The organism is Enterobacter sp. WI-ESBL-E8, from assembly GCF_053364895.1.
This window is the reverse complement of sequence record NZ_JBRWXJ010000001.1, coordinates 3,604,912-3,624,830: the sequence shown is the minus strand read 5'-3', so window position 1 is coordinate 3,624,830 and position 19,919 is coordinate 3,604,912. Positions and strand designations below refer to the sequence as shown.

Genomic DNA, 19,919 nt, shown 5'->3' with positions numbered 1-19,919 from the left:
GCGTCAATGACGGAAAACATTCATAAACATCGCATTCTCATCCTGGACTTCGGTTCGCAGTACACTCAGCTGGTGGCGCGTCGCGTACGTGAACTGGGCGTTTACTGTGAGCTGTGGGCATGGGATGTCACGGAAGCACAGATTCGCGAATTCAATCCAAGCGGCATCATCCTGTCCGGCGGCCCGGAAAGCACTACCGAAGCGAACAGCCCGCGCGCGCCGCAGTACGTGTTCGAAGCTGGCGTGCCGGTATTCGGCGTCTGCTACGGTATGCAGACCATGGCAATGCAGCTGGGCGGCCACGTAGAAGGCTCTAACGAGCGCGAGTTTGGCTACGCACAGGTAGAAGTCGTCACCGACAGCGCGCTGGTGCGCGGTATCGAAGACTCCCTGACCGCAGACGGCAAACCGCTGCTGGACGTGTGGATGAGCCACGGCGACAAAGTCACCGCCATCCCGTCTGACTTCGTGACCGTTGCCAGCACCGAAAGCTGCCCGTTCGCGATCATGGCGAACGAAGAAAAACGCTTCTACGGCGTGCAGTTCCACCCGGAAGTGACCCACACCCGTCAGGGTATGCGCATGCTGGAGCGCTTCGTGCGTGACATCTGCCAGTGTGAAGCCCTGTGGACCCCGGCTAAAATCATCGACGACGCCGTTGAGCGTATCCGCCAGCAGGTTGGCGATGACAAAGTGATCCTCGGCCTCTCCGGCGGCGTGGACTCCTCCGTGACCGCGATGCTGCTGCACCGCGCCATCGGTAAAAATCTGACCTGCGTCTTCGTGGACAACGGTCTGCTGCGTCTGAACGAAGCCCAGCAGGTAATGGACATGTTCGGCGACCATTTCGGTCTGAACATCGTTCACGTGGAAGGCGAGCAGCGCTTCCTGGACGCCCTGAAAGGCGAGAACGATCCGGAAGCGAAACGTAAGATCATCGGTCGCGTGTTCGTGGAAGTGTTCGACGAAGAAGCGCTGAAGCTGGAAGACGTGAAGTGGCTGGCGCAGGGCACCATCTACCCGGACGTGATCGAATCCGCGGCCTCCGCCACCGGTAAAGCACACGTCATCAAATCTCACCACAACGTGGGCGGCCTGCCGAAAGAGATGAAGATGGGCCTGGTTGAACCGCTGCGCGAGCTGTTCAAAGACGAAGTGCGTAAGATCGGTCTGGAACTGGGTCTGCCGTACGACATGCTCTACCGTCACCCGTTCCCGGGCCCGGGTCTGGGCGTGCGCGTGCTGGGCGAAGTGAAGAAAGAGTACTGCGACCTGCTGCGTCGCGCGGACGCTATCTTCATCGAAGAGCTGCACAAAGCTGACCTGTACAACAAAGTGAGCCAGGCGTTCACCGTGTTCCTGCCTGTTCGCTCCGTTGGCGTGATGGGCGATGGCCGTAAGTACGACTGGGTTGTTTCCCTGCGTGCGGTGGAAACCATCGACTTCATGACCGCGCACTGGGCGCACCTGCCGTATGACTTCCTGGGCCGCGTGTCTAACCGCATCATCAACGAAGTGAACGGTATTTCCCGCGTGGTGTATGACATCAGCGGTAAGCCACCAGCTACGATTGAGTGGGAGTGATTTCCCAACCGGAAATGTCTGGTACTAACAGGTTCTAAATTATCTCTAAGCCCGCGGATTGCGGGCTTTTTTTTGGGCCATGGCAGGCAACACCATGCGTGGTTTAAACGTGGTAGTTTGAGAGGGATGATTTATCGGTAAAACTATGGATTACACCGGATCCCATGCTGCGCCAATTCAAGACGAAAGATAATCGTTACAAAGAAAATAACCATGTGGTTTATGGATGTTACCATTACCGCTGACCTGTCGCTTCTCGCTCTGGCGTTGTCAGGTTAGTGCCAGGAGGGGAAGTTGTTGTGACGAAATATGCTAAATTATGTAGGGCTGATTACGATTAGGGAAAAGTTAAAAACCTTAGCCACTTATGTATCAGCTTGACTGGCAAAAATTAGGGAGACGTAAGGTTTGACGAAGACTGAATATAGAGAAATGTTGCAAGGCACTTTAAAAAGCTACACACAAAGTGCAGTCGATATGATCTTTAAGATCAAGACTAACCTTCCAGAAAAAGCTAAGTCAGTCGAAGTCGGTATTCACCCTAATCAGGATGAGGACGGAATGTTTTCTGTCATGGTTCATCTTTGTGGCCCAGACCCGTATGTTCTCAACAAAGCTATAGCAGATTATCGATTACTTTTTGATGTAAAAGTAATCGAGGGCAAATTACATCCAAATGTACCCATATTAGATCCTGACGAAGCTTCATTTTCGATCAATGACTTGATTGTTGAAGTTAGTATTGATTGGGTCAAGATAATATGGAATTTGTCTGGAGGTCTGAAAATTCCAGGATATGTATTTGGAGACGAATGTTCTTCAACAGATCTTATACCATTGAGCAAATGAATTGTCCGCTCCTCGCTCAAAGCAGACCTACGATTCGGTTAGCTTCCGCTCTGTGTCAGACGTGGACGTTACTAACAGCGTAGTGTGTTAATCTATAGGGCGCAGGTCAGCTTATCTCTCATCAACTGTTTGAATTCTTGAGGAGCAGTAATATGGCAGTAGTTCCTAGACAAAATGCACCAAGTAAAAAAATGATCTGGCAGTACTGGATTGACAACGGAATTCAAAGAGGTTTGGATGATACGCGCTATGATAATGCGTGTGATTTTAATGTATGTGTATGCTGTGGCCGCGAATCCTCAAAATTGGAGAGGGCGCATATTATCCCTCACTCACTAGGCGGAAGTAATGATGTCTCAAATTATATTCTGCTATGCAGTAAATGCCATAGAGAAAGCCCAGATATTGCTAATGAAACTGCGCTTATTGAATGGATGAATGAGCAACCTACTGAAATGGAAAGCTTGTTAAGACTAATCCAGCAGGAAATGGATAAATATAATAAAGAAACTCAAATGACAATTAATGAAATTTTTATTAAAGAAATTTTCAGTGAGTTGTTCAAAAAAGCAGGAACACATGGTGGTAGATATTCTGATGCAACCAAGGTGTATATTATTAGGGAAGCTTTGAAAAAAATATTTATTCAGACTGTTTGATGAATTAAATTACTTACAGTTATCCAGGTTAACCAGTCCATTAAATGTTAAATTTTATTTTACATTAGATTTGAATTTTTCTTTTAAGGATATGTCCGCTCCTCGCTCATACCGGACCTAACCCGCCCCACAAGCCCACACCTTTTAGAGCATCGTAGTTCAGGTCTCTAAAATCACATGACTCACCTGGATAGGGCCCTTACAATTGCCTCCGAGCCGAACTTGCGACAACTGTTAGGTCACCAAAAAGCTAAACGGGGCCTTTCATGCTGAAACTCAGAACCATGCAGGTTTTTTCACCCTCATGATGGTTCCACCGCGCCGCTGCAAAGCCGACACTCATTAACCAACGGAGATTATCATCTTGAACAAGTTAATACTCGCATGCTCTGTGGCCGCGCTGCTGGCCGCGCTGCTGGCCGCGTCCGCCATGTCCGCCCAGGCCAGTACTCCCGCCAGGCTCAAGTCGCCAGCATCGGGCGTGCTCTGCGACCGATATGTATGCGCCAATGACAAGGGGATATCCCGCGAGTTGACAGAGACATATCTCGGTCAGAAGGCTGCTGCAAACGAGGTGTTCACGTCGAGCAATGTCGATCTGACCGAATTCACCTTTGCCAACGGCATTTTCTGCGATGTGAAGGAACGACTGTGCCGTGAAGATCGCTATTATGGCGCGAACGGACAGCGCTCCGGGGCTATATCTAAAAAGTACACAAAGCTGCTCTTTGGCGAATAATGGTGATGAAAAGAGACTACGTTATAGGAATATAAATTATATTTTGCAGTATATATTATAAATAATGATGTGGTTATCAAAATTAAATTTCTCGTTAAAGGTTGCATTGAGGAATATTACTCTGTTACTACCCTTTAGCTGAGCGTAACAGTGAAGCGGTCTGGTTACGTGAATTCCCATTCACTACCATGAGCGAATAAAGGAATGAAAAACCGCATAATTATTGTCGGCGGCGGCACGGGAGGGACGATTGTCGCCAACCTGCTGGCCAGAAAATTACGGCGTGAAATTGCTGCCGGTCAGGTGGAGTTGATGCTGATCTCCGAATCGCCGGTGCATTACTACAAACCGGCGTTTATGTATGTCGCGTTTAACCTCTTCCACCACCATGAACTGGCACGGCCTGAACGGCAATTACTGAGTCCGGAAATTCGATTTATTACCGATAAGATTGAATCCTTCGATTTTAAACAGCGTCGACTGTACGGTGCCAGTAAGCAATATTACGACTGGGACCTGCTGGTTATCGCAACCGGCTGCACGCCTTTCCCCCAAAAAATCCCTGGCCTTGCCGAAGCGGGCGATCATTTTTATCAATACGCGGCGGCAAGACAATTAGCGCATAAGCTCTCCACCATTAAAAAGGGGCGAATATTTATTACCGTCTCTTTCCCGGAAACGCCGAATGTTCCCCATCAGTGCGGCATCGCCCCCATTGAAACCACGCTGATGGTTGATGACTATCTGCGCCAGCGCGGCGTACGTAATCAGGTTGAGATTGTTTACACCTATCCGACCGTAGCGCAGTTGCTGCGAAACTGTCTGTTCCTGCAGCGTCCGGTTGGGGAGGCGCTGGGTGATATTTTTGCTGCCAAAGGAATACAGCATCAGCGCGGCTTTACCTTAAGCCATGTCGACCCTGACGGCAAAATTGCTTATTCCGCCGAGGGCGATTCACAGAACTTCGACATCCTGATGGCAACGCCTCCCATCAGGGCAGTAGAAGCAGTGCGTAATACGGGCCTCAGTGAGGTTCATAACGGTGAAGGCTGGCTGCCGACGGATCACCAAACGCTGGGCGTCTACGGCCTGGAAGGGGTGTATGTGATCGGCGATACCGTCGATCTGCCGATCAGTAAAGCGGGAGGGTCATGCCACAACCAGGCGCCCATCATTGCTGACAACATTGTGGCGGAGCTGTATGGCAGACCGCCCGGAAGCGGTAACCACTACGACGGGCGGGTTCAGGCGGTTGCGCAGATGGGGCTCTGGGCGGGCATGCCGCTGGTGTATGACTATCGCAACGATGTCACGCCCATGCCTGCCACTAAACTTGGCGGAATTCTGCGAAACGGCTTCAACCGCGGACTGTATTGGGGTGTCGTGAGGGGGATGTTCTGATGAGTGACCAGGAACAGTTATTAAAAAGCCTCGCCCCGCTGATGGCAGGCAATCGTCTGAATAATCTGGTTGATCTGCTCGCCGTAGTAGCAGACCTGCTGGAAATGACCGATAACGCGATGGTCGAAAAACTGGCTGGCGTTTTTGAAGATGTGGTCACCGTCGGCTGGGAAGGCGGAACCGCGCTACGCATGGCGTGGGGTGAGCAGGTTAACCGGGAAGGGGATATCTCGCTTCGGCAGGTGTTCGCCGCGCTCAACGATCCTGATACCCGCCGCGGCATCATGCTTCTATTGCGGGTGTTACAGATTACGGGGCAACGTCTGAATTCCCTTTCTTCCGTCAGTTATGCTGATTGCCCCGAAATAAGGAGTCGTTAATGTCTGGCTGATGCTCTTCAGGCGGTCGGGTATCGGCTATGCCTTACCCGGCCCACCAAACTGCACCGGGGCTATTTCTCCCCGCCACCCAGCCGATACGCCAGCGCCACCACCAGCGACTGCACCAGACACAGCGTTGCCGACTGAGACCGGAACGCATCCACCTGCGCCTCCTTCACCACAAAGCAGAGATCGCTAAACGTCGCCAGGGGGCTTATCTGGCTGTCCGTAATCACGATCTGCCGCGCGCCGACGCTGGCGGCGGTTTCGCTCACCATCACCGTCTCTTCCGCGTACGGCGAGAAGCTGATCGACACCACAATGTCGCGCGCCTTGATGCGGCTGATCTGCTCGCGCAGCATGCCGCCCATGCCGTCGAGCAGGATAGGGCGACACTCGAGGTGGCTCAGGGCGTAGGTGAGGTAGGCCGCGACGCTAAAGGAGCGGCGCAGTCCGGCGATGTAGATGGTGTCGGCGTCGGCCAGCAGCTGTACCGCGCGCTCCAGCATTTCCGGTTCGGCGCGGGCGGCCAGCTGCTGCAGCGCCTGGGCGTTTGAACGGGCAAACTCCTGCAGGATATCGAGCGGCGTTTCCGGCACGGCCTCGCTCTCCATCTCGCGGAACAGCCGGGCGCGGTCGCTGTAGCTGGCGGTCTCCTCCACCAGGTTCATGCGAAACAGCTGTTTCATTTCGTTGAAGCCGGTGAAGTCAAAGGCGTTGGCAAAGCGGATCAGCGTCGACGGCGGCACGTCGGCGCGCTCGGCAATGACGGCAACCGTATCAAAGGCAACGCTGTTGGTGTTATCCAGCACGTAGCGGGAGACCTGCTGCAGCCTCTTGCTCAGGCTATCGTAGCGATCGCGGATTTGCTGCTGCAGTTCGTTCAGGCTGGTTGCTGTCGTCATGTTATCCCCCAAATACAGTCATATGATTCTAAACGCAAAACCGCGTTTTTTAAATGTCGGCCATCCATCTGGCAGCAAAAATGAAACAGAAGCTTCAGTCATTTCCTCGCCCGAAAAGTCTTAATAGCGCACGCGGGGTCAGTGTTGCTGGCTGTTAACATAAAAATCCATCCTTGATCACAATAATCATCATTTATTTTATTTCAACTTAAAATGGAATATTTGTTTCATATATAGTGTTCTGTACAGAGTGTTCAGGTCACAGTTTCGTATCAACAGCGAGAGGTTAAGGATGGAGACGGTAGCGAATTTTATTCACGGCGAATGTGTCACCGGTTCAGGCCAGCGCGTTCAGGCGATCTTCAACCCGGCCACCGGCGAGCAGATCCGCCAGGTGGTGATGAGTACGGCGCGGGAAACCGGGCAGGCTATTGCCGCCGCGCAGCAGGCGTTTCCGGCGTGGGCGCGCCATGCTCCGCTGAAGCGCGCGCGCGTGATGTTCCGCTTTAAGGCGCTGCTGGAGGAGAACATGGAGCGCCTGGCCCGCATCATCAGCGAAGAGCACGGCAAGGTCTTCTCCGACGCGGTGGGCGAACTGACCCGCGGCCTGGAAGTGGTGGAATTTGCCTGCGGTATCCCGCATCTGCAAAAGGGTGAACACTCGGCGAACGTCGGCACCGGCGTTGACAGCCACTCGCTGATGCAGCCGCTCGGGGTCTGCGTCGGCATCACGCCGTTTAACTTCCCGGCGATGGTGCCGATGTGGATGTTCCCGATTGCGCTGGCGACCGGCAACACCTTCGTGCTGAAGCCGTCGGAAAAAGATCCTTCTTTGGCGCTCGCGCTGGCGCAGCTACTGAAAGAGGCCGGCCTGCCGGACGGCGTCTTCAACGTGGTGCAGGGCGATAAAGAGTCCGTTGACGTGCTCCTGACCGACCCGCGCGTGCAGGCGGTGAGCTTTGTCGGCTCCACGCCGATTGCGGAATACATTTACCGGACCGCGTCCGCCCACGGCAAGCGCTGTCAGGCGCTGGGCGGCGCGAAAAATCACTGCATTTTAATGCCGGATGCCGATATGGAGATGGCGACCAATGCCATCATGGGCGCGGCCTACGGCGCGGCGGGGGAACGCTGCATGGCGCTCTCGGTGGTGCTGGCGGTGGGGGATAAAACCGCCGATGACCTTTGCGCCCGGCTGGAGAAACAGATTGCCGCGCTGCGCGTTGGGCCGGGTCTGGACCAGACGCCGGAAAACGAAATGGGGCCGCTTATCTCCTCCGCGCACCGCAGCAAGGTGCTGGGCTATATCGACAGCGGGGAAGCGCAGGGGGCAAAGCTTCGCGTGGACGGCCGCGGCTTCAGCGTGAAGGGGCACGAGCAGGGCTACTTCGTCGGGCCAACGCTGTTCGATAACGTCACCCCGGAGATGACAATCTATAAAGAAGAAATTTTCGGCCCGGTGCTTTCTGTGGTGCGCGTAGCAGATTACGCCAGCGCGGTGGATCTGATTAACCACCATGAATATGGTAATGGCTCGGCCATTTTCACCCGCGACGGCGGCTGCGCGCGCCGCTTCTGCGAAGAGGTGCTGGCGGGCATGGTGGGCGTCAACGTGCCGATCCCGGTGCCGATGGCGTTCCACAGCTTCGGCGGCTGGAAGCGTTCCATCTTTGGCGCGCTCAACGTCCACGGCAACGACGGCGTGCGTTTCTACACCCGAATGAAAACCATCACCGCGCGCTGGCCGGAAATGCAGCAGGAGACAGGCGCTGCGTTCTCCATGCCGACGCTGGGCTGACAGGAGGTTTTATGCAAATCGAACGTATGACCATGGCCCAGGCGCTGGTCCGGTTCCTGAATCAACAGTACGTCAGCGTGGATGGCAACGAAACGCCCTTTGTCGAGGGCGTCGCCACCATCTTTGGTCACGGCAACGTGCTCGGTATCGGCCAGGCGCTCGAGCAGGACCCGGGACATCTGCGGGTGATGCAGGGCTGCAACGAGCAGGGCATTGCCCATATGGCGACGGGGTTCGCCAAACAGCACCGCCGTCAGCGTATTTTTGCCGTCACCTCCTCCGTCGGGCCGGGCGCCGCCAATATGGTGACCGCCGCGGCAACCGCCACGGCGAACCGCATTCCGCTGCTGCTGCTGCCGGGAGATATCTACGCCAGCCGCCAGCCGGACCCGGTGCTGCAGCAGATCGAGCAGTATCACGACCTCAGCATCAGCACCAACGACTGCTTCCGCCCGGTCTCCCGCTACTGGGACCGCATTAACCGTCCCGAGCAGCTGATGAGCGCCATGTTAAGCGCGATGCGAACGCTTACTGACCCCGCGAATACCGGTGCGGTGACCATCTGCCTGCCGCAGGACGTGCAGGGGGAGGCCTGGGACTATCCGCTGAGCTTCTTCGCGCGTCGCGTGCACCACATCGAGCGCCGTCCGCCCGATCCGCAGCGTCTGGCGCAGGCGCGGGCGCTGATCGCCCGCAAGCGTCGTCCGCTGGTGGTGTGCGGCGGCGGCGTGCGCTATTCCGGCGCGCATGAGGCGTTTCGCGAATTTGTCGAGACGCTGCAGCTGCCGTTTGCCGAAACCCAGGCCGGAAAGGGGGCGCTGGTAAGTGACCACCCACTTAATCTGGGCGGTATAGGCGTGACGGGCGGAATGGCCGCCAACCAGCTCGCGCCACAGGCGGATTTAGTGATCGGCATCGGCACGCGCCTGACCGACTTTACCACCGGCTCCAAGGCGCTCTTTTCCCACCCGGACGTTGAATTCCTGCTGCTGAACGTGGCCGAGTTTGATGCCCTGAAGCTGGACGCCACCGCGCTGGTTGCCGATGCTCAAACCGGGCTACAGGCCCTGACCCACGCGCTCAGGGATTACCGCAGCGGCTGGGGGGAGGCGATCGCCCAGGCGAAATCCGCCTGGCGCGACGAGTGCCGTCGCCTGTGGGATCGCCAGTGGCGTCCTGACGACGCGCCTGAAGTGGCGGGGCACCTGGACGCGCAGCTGGCGGAATACGGCGAGGCGCTCAACACCCGGCTGACCCAGACGCGGGTGCTGGGGCTGATTAACCAGCATGTGGAGGATAACGCTATCGTGGTGGGCGCGGCTGGTTCGCTGCCGGGTGATTTACAGCGCCTCTGGCAGGTCAAAACGCCGGACAGCTATCACCTGGAGTACGGCTACTCCTGCATGGGCTACGAGATTGCGGCGGCCATCGGCGCGAAGCTCGCCAGACCCGAACAGCCGGTGTACGCCATGGTGGGGGACGGCTCCTACATGATGCTGCACTCCGAGCTGCAAACCGCGGTGCAGGAGGGCATTAAGGTTACCGTTCTGCTGTTTGATAACGCCAGCTTCGGCTGCATTAACAACCTGCAGATGGGGCACGGCATGGGCAGTTTTGGCACGGAAAACCGCCGTCGCAACCCGGAAACCGGGCGGCTTGACGGGCCGCTGGTGAAGGTCGACTTTGCGCAAAACGCGGAAAGCTACGGCTGCCGCGCGTGGCGGGTAAACGACGAGCAAAGCCTGCTGGCGGCGCTGGAGGCGTCACGCGCGCATCCGGGCCCGACGCTGCTGGACATCAAGGTATTGCCGAAGACCATGACCCACGATTACGCCTCCTGGTGGCGAACCGGTGATGCGCAGGTGGCGGCGTCTTCTGCCGTGCGCGAAGCCGCGGAGCAAACCCAGGCGCAGGTGAAAAAAGCCCGCCAGTATTGAGTTTTCCCGCCGTAACGAAATTTTCATTTCATTTTTCTTCTTCCCCCTCACCCTAACCCTCTCCCACAGGGAGAGGGCCGGGGTGAGGGGAAGATGTCCTCTCTCCCATGTTGTGAGATTGATAACAAAATTTATCTCATTCATCTCAAAAGTGTTAACCCACACTCAAAAACATAATTTTCACTATTTATAAAAATGAAATAAATGTTTTATTTATAGGGTCGTTAGTTCACAGCATTCACCAACACCGGGAGCCGTTATGTTTAACATTGCTTTACTGGGCGCTGGCCGAATTGGCCAGGTACATGCAGCTAACATCGCCAGCCACGGCGCGACCACGCTCTGGTCCGTGGTTGACCCGAATCAGGAATTTGCCACCCGTCTCGCCGCGCAGTATCAGGCCCGCCAGCAGAGCCTGGATGAGGCGATGACCGACCCTAACGTTCACGCCGTGCTGATCGCCTCCGCGACCGATACCCACGCGGACCTCATTGAAATGGCCGCCCGCCACGGCAAGGCCATCTTCTGTGAAAAGCCGGTACACCTCGACCTCGCCCGCGTGCGCGACTGCCTGAAGGTGGTCAAAGAGTACGACGTGCCGCTTTTCATCGGCTTTAACCGCCGCTTTGACCCGCAGTTCCGCCGCGTGAAAACCGACGCACAAGCCGGGCGCATCGGAAAGCCGGAATCGCTGCTCATCATCTCCCGCGATCCGTCTCCGCCGCCTGCGGAGTACGTGCGCGTCTCCGGCGGCATGTTCCGCGATATGACCATCCACGACTTTGACATGGCGCGCTTCATCATGGGCGAAGAGCCGGTGTCGGTGTATGCCCAGGGCAGCAACCTGGTGGATCCGGCGATTGGCGAGGCGGGGGATATCGATACCGCGTTTATCGTTCTGAAATATGCCTCCGGCGCGATGGCGACCATCGTTAACAGCCGCCGCTCCTCGTATGGCTATGACCAGCGCCTGGAGCTGCACGGCTCCGAAGGGCTGCTGTGCGCGGGCAACATTCTGGAAAACCAGGTGCAGCACTACGGCAAACAGGGCTGCACCAGCGCGCTGCCGGAACACTTCTTCCTGCAGCGCTACAAATCCGCTTACGCCGCGGAATGGGAACACTTTGTTGCGGTCCTGCGCGGCGAAGCGGTGCCTGACTGCAGCGGCGATGATGGTGAACGTGCGCTGTACCTTGCGGATAAAGCGCTGGAGTCGCTGCGTAGCCAGCGCGAGATCGTCCTCTAAACACAACCACCCTACACAGAGAGACATAATAATGAAAAAACTGATCGTAGCCGCCCTCATCGCCATGACGTCCGGGGCCGCCCTCGCCGAAAACGAGCAAATTGTTTTCAGTACGCCAAACCTGGCCATGCCGTTTGAAGTTCACATGCAGCGCACGGCGGTGAAAGCCGCAAAAGAGATGGGCGTGAAGCTTCAGGTGCTGGATGGGCAGGGCAGCTCACCGAAGCAGGTGGCTGATCTGGAAAACGCCATTACCCGCGGGGCGCAGGGCTTTATCGTCTCCCCGAACGACGTGAACGCGGTCTCCAGCGCAGTGGATGAAATTCAGGATGCGAAGCTGCCGGTCGTCACTCTTGACCGCTCCGTCGACAGCCAGAAAAAAGTGCCGCACTTCGGCGCCAACAACTACAAGGGCGGCCAGGCGATTGGCGACTTCGTCAAAACCAAATTCCCCAACGGCGCGGAGATCATTCTGCTCACCGGCCAGCCGGGCTCCTCCTCCAATATTGAACGCACCAAAGGGATCCGCGACAGCCTGAAGGCGGGCGGGGATAAGTACAAGATCGTCGCCGATCAGACCGGGAACTGGATGCGTTCAGAAGGGATGCGCATCGTGGAAAGCGTTCTGCCTTCGCTGCCAAAACGCCCGCAGGTGATCCTCTCCGCCAACGACGACATGGCGCTGGGGGCGATTGAAGCGCTGCAGAGCCAGGGCGTGAAGCCGGGCGAGATCCTCGTGACCGGCTTTGATGCGGTACCGGAAGCGCTGGCCCGCGTGCGCGATGGCTGGCTGGCGGTGACGGCGGATCAGCGTCCGGGCTTTGCGGTGCAGACGGCAATGAGCCAGCTGGTGGCTAACGTGCGCGAGAAGAAAGCCATAACCGGGGCCGACTACCCGCCGACGCTGATCACCAAAGAGAACCTGCAGCAGGCCGAGCGTATCGGTGAGGCCGGTAACTAATATGTCCCGAGCCGCCTCTGGCGGCTCATCATGAGGAGGAGCAGACCGATGTCGCAACCCTTACTGAACGTGACCGACCTGGCAAAAAGCTTTTCCGGCGTCTGGGCGCTGAGCAGCGCTCAGCTGACAGTCGGCAGCGGAGAAATTCACGCCCTGCTGGGGGAAAACGGGGCGGGAAAATCCACGCTGCTGAAGGCGCTCGCGGGCGCGCAGCCGCAAACGCGCGGCGATATCTGGTTCAACGGCGAAGCGCTGCCGGTGGACGACTCCCCGGTGGAGCGGCAGAACAAGGGCATTATCACCATCTATCAGGAGTTCAACCTGCTGCCCAACATGACCGTCGCGGAAAACATGTTTCTCGGGCGCGAGCCGCGCAGGCGTAACCTGATCGTCGACGAAAAGGCGGTCAACCAGGAGGCGAAGGTCATTCTCGATTACCTGCAGCTGAACGTCGCGCCGACCACGCCGGTCGCCCGCCTGAGCGTCGCCCAGCAGCAGATGGTGGAGATCGCCCGGGCGCTGACCCTCAACGCCCGGCTAATCATCATGGACGAACCGTCTGCCGCGCTAAGCGACAGCGAGGTGGAAAGTCTGCACCGCGTGGTGCGCGAGCTTAAAAACCGCGGCGTGAGCATTATCTACGTCACCCACCGTCTACATGAAGTTTTCCAGCTCTGCGATCGCTTCACCGTTTTCCAGGACGGCCGCTTCACCGGCACCGGCGCGGTGGCTGAGACCAACGTCGAACAGCTGATCCGCCTGATGGTCGGGCGCGACGTGGCCTTTAACCGTCGTCCGGCCAGCGAAACGCATCATGAGGACAAACCCGTCCGCCTGGCGGTGAAGGGACTGAGCCGCGAAAAGCCGCCGCTCGATCCGCACGGTATCGCTCTGCATGACATCAGCTTCCACGTTCACGCCGGGGAAGTCTTAGGCATTGCCGGGCTGGTGGGCGCGGGGCGCACCGAGGTGGCGCGCTGCCTGTTTGGCGCAGACGCGTTTACCTCGGGAAGCTTTGAGCTGGACGGCGTGCCGTACCAGCCGCGCGACCCGCTTTATGCCCTCGACCAGGGCGTGGCTTTGGTGCCGGAAGATCGCAAAAAAGAGGGGGCAGTGCTGGGGCTGTCGATTCGCGACAACCTGTCGCTCTCCTGTCTCTCCTCGCTGCTGCAGTGGCGCTGGTTCGTCAATACCCGCAAAGAGGACGATCTGATTGAGTCCTACCGCAAAGCGCTGCAGATCAAAATGGTCAACAGCGAGCAGGAGGTGCGCAAGCTCTCCGGCGGCAACCAGCAAAAAGTGATCCTCGCTCGCTGCATGGCGCTCAATCCGCGGGTGCTGATCGTCGATGAGCCGACGCGCGGCATCGACGTGGGGACCAAATCGGAAGTGCACCAGGTGCTGTTTGACATGGCGAAAAAGGGCGTGGCGGTGATCGTGATCTCCTCCGATCTGCCTGAGGTGATGGCGGTGTCCGACCGGATCATCACCCTCAGCGAAGGCCGGGTAACCGGCGAGATCCACGGTGACGACGCTAACGAAGAACGGCTGATGACGATGATGGCCATCAACCACAACGCCCTGAACGCGGCATAACGGAGTTTCTCATGACGCAGATGATTTCTAAAACGCAGGCCCCGGTCAAACGCGCCGGACGCATCGATCCCATCGCCTTCTTCGAGCGATTCGGGGTGCTGATTTTCATGATCCTGCTGCTGATCTTCTTTCAGTCGCAGAACAGCAACTTTTTCTCTGAACGCAATATTTTCAACATTCTGACCGAAGTCTCTATCTATGGGATCATGGCCGTGGGGATGACCTTCGTCATCCTGACCGCCGGGATTGACCTCTCCGTCGGCTCCATTCTGGCGGTGTGCGCCATGACCGCGGCGTACGTGATTAAGGGCGACAACTTCACCACCGTCGACCCGAACGCCTGGGGCGGCATGAGCTGGCTAATCGGGCTGGGGATTTGTCTGGCGATGGGCACGGCGATTGGCTTCCTGCACGGCCTGGGCGTAACCCGCCTGCGCCTGCCGCCGTTTATCGTCACCCTCGGCGGGATGACCATCTGGCGCGGCCTGACGCTGGTGATTAACGACGGCGCGCCGATCGCCGGTTTCGACCCAGGCTACCGCTGGTGGGGACGCGGGGAGCTGCTCGGTATCTCCATTCCAATTTGGATCTTCGCCATTGTCGCCATCGGCGGCTATCTGGCGCTGCATAAAACCCGCTGGGGCCGCTTCGTCTACGCCATCGGCGGCAACCCGGAGGCGGCGCGCCTGGCGGGAGTGAACGTCAAGCGCGTGCTGGTCAGCGTCTACGTGCTGATTGGCTGTCTGGCGGGGCTGGCGGGCTTCATTCTGAGCGCGCGTCTGGGGAGCGCCGAGGCGGTCGCCGGGATCTCCTTTGAGCTGCGCGTCATCGCCTCGGTGGTGATTGGCGGCACCTCGCTGATGGGCGGCTACGGGCGCATCGGCGGCACCGTTATCGGCTCCATCATCATGGGTATTCTGATTAACGGCCTGGTGCTGATGAACGTCTCGGCCTACTACCAGCAGATTATCACCGGATTAATTATCGTTCTGGCGGTGGCGTTTGACACCTACGCCAAGAGCCGTCGCGGCGCACTGTGAGGATCACGATGAAAGAGGTTCGTATTGGATTGATTGGCACCGGGTATATCGGCAAGGCGCACGCTATCGCCTATGCCCAGGCCCCGACGGTGTTCAACCTGCGCGGCAGGCTGGTGCGCGAGATGGTGGCGGAAGTCACGCCGGAGCTGGCGGCAGAGCGCGCGCGGGCGTTTGGCTTCAACCGCTCCACCGGGGACTGGCGGGCGCTGGTGGCCGACCCGGCTATTGACGTGGTGGATATTTGTTCACCTAACCACCTGCATAAAGAGATGGCGCTGGAGGCGATCCGCCACGGCAAGCACGTCTACTCGGAGAAGCCGCTGGCGCTTAACGCCCACGATGCGCGCGAGATGGTCGACGCCGCGAAGCGGGCTGGGGTGAAAACGCTGGTGGGGTTCAACTACATGAAGAACCCGACCGCGCAGCTGGCGAAGGAGATTATCGCCCGCGGCGAGATTGGCGAGGTGATCCACTTCTACGGCACCCACAACGAAGACTACATGGCCGACCCGCTCTCGCCCATTCACTGGCACTGCTTCAGGGAGACCGCCGGGCTGGGGGCGCTGGGCGATCTCGCGGCGCATATCGTCAATATGGCCCAGTACCTGGTGGGGGATATCGAGCAGGTCTGCGGCGACCTGAAGATCGTGGTCCCGGAACGACCGGTGAAGGCCGGATCGTCGGAGATGATTGCCGTCGAAAACGAGGATCAGGCCCACGCGATGGTGCGCTTCGCGGGTGGGGCGCAGGGCGTGATTGAAACCTCCCGCGTCGCCTGCGGCCGCAAGATGGGACTGTCGTACGTCATTACCGGAACGAAAGGCGCCATCAGCTTCACCCAGGAGCGCATGGCGGAGCTGAAGCTCTATCTGCATGACGATCCGGTGAACCGTCAGGGGTTCCGCACGCTGCTCGTTGGCCCCGCGCACCCGGATTACGCCGCGTTCTGCATGGGCGCGGGCCACGGGATTGGCTTTAACGACCAAAAAACGGTGGAGGTGCGCGACCTGGTGGACGGGATTGCCGCCGACGCGCCGATGTGGCCGGACTTCGAAGAGGGCTGGAAGGTGTCGCGCGTGCTGGACGCGATTGCGCTCTCGCACCGGGAAGGCCGCTGGCTGAACGTGAACGACATTGTCTGATGAGGTATCAACGTGGAAAAGCAGTTTGATGTGATATGCATGGGCCGCGTGGCGGTAGACCTCTACAGCCAGCAGATTGGTGCCCGTCTTGAGGATGTCTCGAGCTTCGCCAAATACCTCGGCGGGTCGTCCGGCAACGTGGCGTACGGCACCGCGCGCCAGGGCCTGCGCTCGTCGATGCTGGCGCGCGTCGGCGATGAACATATGGGCCGCTTCCTGCGGGAAGAGCTCAACCAGGTGGGCTGCGATACCAGCCATCTGATTACCGATAAAGAACGCCTCACGGCGCTGGTGCTACTCGGCATTAAAGACCGGGACACCTTTCCTCTGATTTTTTATCGCGATAACTGCGCGGATATGGCCATTACGGCCAGCGATGTGGACGAACGCTACATCGCCTCCGCACGTTGTCTTGCCATCACCGGGACCCACCTTTCTCATCCGCAGACCCGCGAGGCGGTGCTGACGGCGCTGGGCTATGCCCGCCGTCATGGCGTGCGCACGGTGCTGGACATTGACTACCGTCCGGTGCTGTGGGGGCTGACCGCCTTAGGCGACGGCGAAACGCGCTTTATCGCCGCCGATAAGGTCACCCGCGAGCTGCAGGAGGTGCTGCACCTCTTCGACGTCATTGTCGGCACCGAAGAGGAGTTTCACATTGCGGGCGGCAGCACGGATACCCTGCAGGCGCTGGGGCAGGTGCGCGTCGTCAGTGAGGCAACGCTGGTCTGCAAACGCGGCGCGCTCGGCTGTTCGGTCTATACCGACGCCATTCCGCCCCGGCTGGACGACGGCCTGACGGTGACCGGCGTGCGCGTGGAGGTGCTGAACGTCCTCGGCGCGGGGGACGCGTTTATGTCCGGCCTGCTGCGCGGCTACCTGAACGACGAGGGCTGGGAGCAGGCGTGCCGCTACGCCAACGCCTGCGGCGCGCTGGTAGTCTCGCGCCACGGCTGCGCCCCGGCGATGCCGAGCAAAATCGAGCTGGATGACTATCTCTCCCGCGCCGCGGATGTGCCGCGCCCGGATCTCGATCCGCGTCTTAACCATCTCCACCGGGTGACCACGCGCCGCCGCGAGTGGCCGGAGCTGTGCGTGATGGCCTTCGACCACCGCAGCCAGCTTGAGGATATGGCGATGCAGTGCGGCGCGTCGCTTAAGCGCATTCCGGCTCTGAAGCAGCTGATCCTGCAGGCCAGCCGCGAGGCGGCGAGCCGCGCGGGGCTGGAGGGCAAAGCCGGCCTGCTGTGCGACGGCACCTTTGGTCAGGACGCGCTGAACGCGATCACCGGGGAAGGGTGGTGGATTGGCCGCCCCATCGAGCTGCCGGGCTCCCGGCCGCTGGAGATGGAGCACGGCAACATCGGCACCCAGCTTATCAGCTGGCCTCAGGAGCACGTGGTGAAGTGCCTGGTCTTTTTCCATCCGGAAGACGCCCACGGCCTGCGCCTGGAGCAGGAGCAGAAAATCGCCGAGGTGTACCACGCCTGCTGCCGGTCCGGACACGAGCTGCTGCTGGAGGTGATCCTGCCCGCCAGCATGCCGCGCAGCGACGAGCTTTACCTGCGCGCCATCTCCCGCTTCTACAACCTGGGCATTTACCCGGACTGGTGGAAGCTGCCGCCGCTCTCGGCCGACGGCTGGACGGCGCTGAGCGAGATTATCGAACGCCGGGACCCGCACTGCCGCGGGGTGGTGATCCTCGGCCTGGACGCGCCGGCAGAACAGCTGCGCGCCGACTTCAAAGCCGCAGCGGGGCAGACGGTAGTAAAAGGCTTCGCCGTAGGGCGCACGCTGTTTGGCGATGCTTCCCGCGCGTGGCTGAAGCACGATATTGACGATGCGCAGCTGGTGGCGCGCATCCGGGACAACTACCTGCAGCTCATCGCCTGGTGGCGCGAGCGCGGACACGCATAATGGAGACGACAATGAGTGTACAACTGGGCATTAACCCGCTGACGTGGACGAACGACGATCTGCCTTCTCTCGGCGCGGAGACGCCGCTGGAGACCTGTCTGAGCGAAGGGAAAGAGGCCGGTTTCGCCGGTTTCGAACTGGGCAATAAGTTCCCGCGCGAAGCGCGCCTGCTCGGCCCCATCCTGCAGCGCCACGACCTGCAGCTGGTTTCCGGCTGGTACTCCGGCCGCCTGCTGGAGCGCAGCGTGGAGGAGGAGATCGCCGCCGTGCAGTCCCACCTGACGCTGCTGCGCGAGCTGGGGGCGAAGGTGCTGGTATTTGCGGAAGTGAGCGGCTGTATTCACGGCGAGCAGCAAACCCCGGTGCACCTGCGCCCGCGCTTCCCGCAGGCCCGCTGGAAAGAGTACGGCGAGAAGCTCACCGAGTTTGCCCGCTACACCCAGCAGCAGGGAGTCCAGATTGCCTACCATCACCACATGGGCACGGTGATTGAGTCTGCCGACGACGTGGACAATCTGATGACCCACACCGGAGAGGAGGTTGGATTGCTGCTGGACACCGGCCATCTGACCTTTGCCGGAGCCGATCCGCTGGCGGTGGCGCAGCGGTGGGCGTCGCGCATCAACCACGTTCACTGCAAAGACGTGCGCGCCGACGTGCTGGCGGACGTGAAAAACCGCAAAACCAGCTTCCTCGACGCGGTGCTGAGCGGCGTGTTTACCGTGCCGGGCGACGGCTGCGTGGATTACCCGCCGATTATGCAGCTGCTGAAGGCGCAGGACTATCACGGCTGGCTGGTGGTGGAGGCCGAGCAGGATCCGGCGATTGCCCATCCGCTGACCTACGCCCGTCTGGGGTATAACAACCTGAGCCGCCTGGCGCGCGACGCCGGGCTTATCTGAGGAGGCGACATGTCACGTCTGTTATCACGCTGGCAACAGCCGAACGGTGAAGGGCGCACGCAGTCCGTCACGCCGGAAAGCGCCGGCTGGGGATATGTTGGCTTTGAGGCGTATGAGCTGCAGGAGGGGCAGCAGCTAACGCTGCCTGCCGTCAGCGAAGAGCGCTGCCTGGTGCTGGTCGCCGGACGCGCCTCCATCAGCACGCCTTCCGCGCAGTTTAACGACATCGGCGAGCGGATGAGCCCGTTCGAGCGCATCAAGCCGTGGGCGGTTTACGTCACCCCGCAGGAGACGGTGCAGGTGAAGGCGCTGACGAAGCTGGAGCTGGCGGTCTGCACCGCCCCCGGCAAAGGCACGTACCCTACGCGGCTGATTGCCCCGCAGGATATCGACGGTGAGGCGCGCGGCAAGGGCAACAACCAGCGCTACGTGCACAACATTCTGCCGGAAGACAAGCCCGCCGACAGCCTGCTGGTGGTGGAGGTGTGGACCAATGAGGGCTGCACCAGCTCGTACCCGAGCCATAAGCACGACACGGATAATCCGCCGCAGGAGACGTACCTGGAAGAGACCTACTACCATCGCCTCAACCCGGAGCAGGGGTTCTGCATGCAGCGCGTCTACACCGACGACAGAACGCTGGATGAGTGTATGGCGGTCTATAACCGCGATGTGGTCATGGTGCCGAAGGGCTACCATCCGGTGGCGACGATGGCCGGGTATGACAGCTATTACCTCAACGTGATGGCCGGGCCGGTGCGAAAATGGATGTTCACCTGGGAAGAGGACCACGCGTGGATTAATAGCGATTATCCCGCGCAGAGGGGCAACTGAGGCGGCCTTTCTTGTCGGGTGGCGCTGCG

Annotated in this window: 17 protein-coding genes; 16 read left to right on the top strand and 1 reads right to left on the bottom strand. The window is 59.1% G+C overall.

Features of this window, described 5'->3' with window-relative positions:
* The first annotated feature begins 6 nt into the window (after positions 1–6).
* The 6 genes from guaA (at position 7) to ACWHWP_RS17095 (ending at position 5,612) form a co-directional block, all read left to right on the top strand.
* The gene (guaA, locus tag ACWHWP_RS17120) at positions 7–1,584 is read left to right on the top strand and encodes a glutamine-hydrolyzing GMP synthase (RefSeq protein WP_023300703.1); all 1,578 of its coding nucleotides are present in this window, start codon (positions 7–9) and stop codon (positions 1,582–1,584) included.
* A 408-nt stretch (positions 1,585–1,992) separates the two neighbouring features.
* Entirely contained in the window at positions 1,993–2,433 is a 441-nt protein-coding gene (locus tag ACWHWP_RS17115) for a DUF6389 family protein (protein WP_447856064.1), read from the top strand.
* A 152-nt stretch (positions 2,434–2,585) separates the two neighbouring features.
* Entirely contained in the window at positions 2,586–3,092 is a 507-nt protein-coding gene (locus ACWHWP_RS17110) for an HNH endonuclease (RefSeq protein ID WP_447856063.1), read from the top strand.
* 364 nt (positions 3,093–3,456) lie between these two features.
* On the top strand, positions 3,457–3,831 hold the full coding sequence (locus ACWHWP_RS17105; protein ID WP_447856062.1) for a YcgJ family protein: 375 nt from the start codon (positions 3,457–3,459) through the stop codon (positions 3,829–3,831).
* 204 nt (positions 3,832–4,035) lie between these two features.
* Entirely contained in the window at positions 4,036–5,232 is a 1,197-nt protein-coding gene (locus ACWHWP_RS17100) for an NAD(P)/FAD-dependent oxidoreductase (RefSeq protein ID WP_447856061.1), read from the top strand.
* A complete protein-coding gene (locus ACWHWP_RS17095; protein WP_447856060.1) occupies positions 5,232–5,612 on the top strand; it encodes a DUF1641 domain-containing protein in 381 nt (126 codons plus the stop codon). The genes ACWHWP_RS17100 and ACWHWP_RS17095 overlap by 1 nt, the downstream gene beginning before the upstream one ends.
* A 71-nt stretch (positions 5,613–5,683) precedes the next feature.
* Here ACWHWP_RS17095 and ACWHWP_RS17090 read toward each other — a convergent pair whose 3' ends face one another.
* Complete coding sequence (locus tag ACWHWP_RS17090) at positions 5,684–6,517, bottom strand: MurR/RpiR family transcriptional regulator (RefSeq protein ID WP_023338648.1); 834 nt, start codon at positions 6,515–6,517, stop codon at positions 5,684–5,686.
* A 292-nt stretch (positions 6,518–6,809) separates the two neighbouring features.
* On the opposite strand from ACWHWP_RS17090, the gene ACWHWP_RS17085 reads away from it, so the two are divergent.
* From ACWHWP_RS17085 to iolB, 10 genes are all read left to right on the top strand, one after another.
* Entirely contained in the window at positions 6,810–8,315 is a 1,506-nt protein-coding gene (locus tag ACWHWP_RS17085) for a CoA-acylating methylmalonate-semialdehyde dehydrogenase (RefSeq protein ID WP_447856059.1), read from the top strand.
* Positions 8,316–8,326: 11 nt separating this feature from the next.
* Positions 8,327–10,252, top strand: a complete 1,926-nt coding sequence (gene iolD, locus ACWHWP_RS17080) for a 3D-(3,5/4)-trihydroxycyclohexane-1,2-dione acylhydrolase (decyclizing) (RefSeq protein WP_447856058.1) — start codon at positions 8,327–8,329, stop codon at positions 10,250–10,252.
* 259 nt (positions 10,253–10,511) lie between these two features.
* On the top strand, positions 10,512–11,498 hold the full coding sequence (iolG, locus tag ACWHWP_RS17075) for an inositol 2-dehydrogenase (protein WP_042715811.1): 987 nt from the start codon (positions 10,512–10,514) through the stop codon (positions 11,496–11,498).
* Positions 11,499–11,529: 31 nt separating this feature from the next.
* Positions 11,530–12,459: a sugar ABC transporter substrate-binding protein gene (locus ACWHWP_RS17070; RefSeq protein ID WP_021241824.1), complete on the top strand. Its 930-nt coding sequence runs from the start codon at positions 11,530–11,532 to the stop codon at positions 12,457–12,459.
* 48 nt (positions 12,460–12,507) lie between these two features.
* Positions 12,508–14,055, top strand: a complete 1,548-nt coding sequence (locus tag ACWHWP_RS17065) for a sugar ABC transporter ATP-binding protein (RefSeq protein ID WP_447856057.1) — start codon at positions 12,508–12,510, stop codon at positions 14,053–14,055.
* Between the two features lie 11 nt (positions 14,056–14,066).
* Positions 14,067–15,095: an ABC transporter permease gene (locus ACWHWP_RS17060; RefSeq protein WP_059312098.1), complete on the top strand. Its 1,029-nt coding sequence runs from the start codon at positions 14,067–14,069 to the stop codon at positions 15,093–15,095.
* 8 nt (positions 15,096–15,103) lie between these two features.
* The gene (locus tag ACWHWP_RS17055; RefSeq protein ID WP_447856056.1) at positions 15,104–16,237 is read left to right on the top strand and encodes a Gfo/Idh/MocA family protein; all 1,134 of its coding nucleotides are present in this window, start codon (positions 15,104–15,106) and stop codon (positions 16,235–16,237) included.
* A 12-nt stretch (positions 16,238–16,249) separates the two neighbouring features.
* The gene (locus tag ACWHWP_RS17050) at positions 16,250–18,154 is read left to right on the top strand and encodes a bifunctional 5-dehydro-2-deoxygluconokinase/5-dehydro-2-deoxyphosphogluconate aldolase (protein ID WP_447856055.1); all 1,905 of its coding nucleotides are present in this window, start codon (positions 16,250–16,252) and stop codon (positions 18,152–18,154) included.
* An 11-nt stretch (positions 18,155–18,165) separates the two neighbouring features.
* Complete coding sequence (gene iolE / locus ACWHWP_RS17045) at positions 18,166–19,056, top strand: myo-inosose-2 dehydratase (RefSeq protein WP_047360346.1); 891 nt, start codon at positions 18,166–18,168, stop codon at positions 19,054–19,056.
* A gap of 9 nt (positions 19,057–19,065) precedes the next feature.
* Positions 19,066–19,890: a 5-deoxy-glucuronate isomerase gene (gene iolB / locus ACWHWP_RS17040; RefSeq protein ID WP_447856054.1), complete on the top strand. Its 825-nt coding sequence runs from the start codon at positions 19,066–19,068 to the stop codon at positions 19,888–19,890.
* Positions 19,891–19,919 lie beyond the last annotated feature (29 nt).

Bases quoted from the DNA above. Each gene is read 5' to 3' on its own strand.
- ACWHWP_RS17095 (WP_447856060.1), top strand. From the start codon at position 5,232: ATGAGTGACCAGGAACAGTTATTAAAAAGCCTCGCCCCGCTGATGGCA.
- iolG (WP_042715811.1), top strand. From the start codon at position 10,512: ATGTTTAACATTGCTTTACTGGGCGCTGGCCGAATTGGCCAGGTACAT.
- ACWHWP_RS17060 (WP_059312098.1), top strand. From the start codon at position 14,067: ATGACGCAGATGATTTCTAAAACGCAGGCCCCGGTCAAACGCGCCGGA.
- guaA (WP_023300703.1), top strand. From the start codon at position 7: ATGACGGAAAACATTCATAAACATCGCATTCTCATCCTGGACTTCGGT.
- ACWHWP_RS17085 (WP_447856059.1), top strand. From the start codon at position 6,810: ATGGAGACGGTAGCGAATTTTATTCACGGCGAATGTGTCACCGGTTCA.
- ACWHWP_RS17090 (WP_023338648.1), bottom strand. From the start codon at position 6,517: ATGACGACAGCAACCAGCCTGAACGAACTGCAGCAGCAAATCCGCGAT.
- ACWHWP_RS17055 (WP_447856056.1), top strand. From the start codon at position 15,104: ATGAAAGAGGTTCGTATTGGATTGATTGGCACCGGGTATATCGGCAAG.
- ACWHWP_RS17065 (WP_447856057.1), top strand. From the start codon at position 12,508: ATGTCGCAACCCTTACTGAACGTGACCGACCTGGCAAAAAGCTTTTCC.
- ACWHWP_RS17110 (WP_447856063.1), top strand. From the start codon at position 2,586: ATGGCAGTAGTTCCTAGACAAAATGCACCAAGTAAAAAAATGATCTGG.
- ACWHWP_RS17100 (WP_447856061.1), top strand. From the start codon at position 4,036: ATGAAAAACCGCATAATTATTGTCGGCGGCGGCACGGGAGGGACGATT.
- iolB (WP_447856054.1), top strand. From the start codon at position 19,066: ATGTCACGTCTGTTATCACGCTGGCAACAGCCGAACGGTGAAGGGCGC.
- ACWHWP_RS17070 (WP_021241824.1), top strand. From the start codon at position 11,530: ATGAAAAAACTGATCGTAGCCGCCCTCATCGCCATGACGTCCGGGGCC.
- iolE (WP_047360346.1), top strand. From the start codon at position 18,166: ATGAGTGTACAACTGGGCATTAACCCGCTGACGTGGACGAACGACGAT.
- iolD (WP_447856058.1), top strand. From the start codon at position 8,327: ATGCAAATCGAACGTATGACCATGGCCCAGGCGCTGGTCCGGTTCCTG.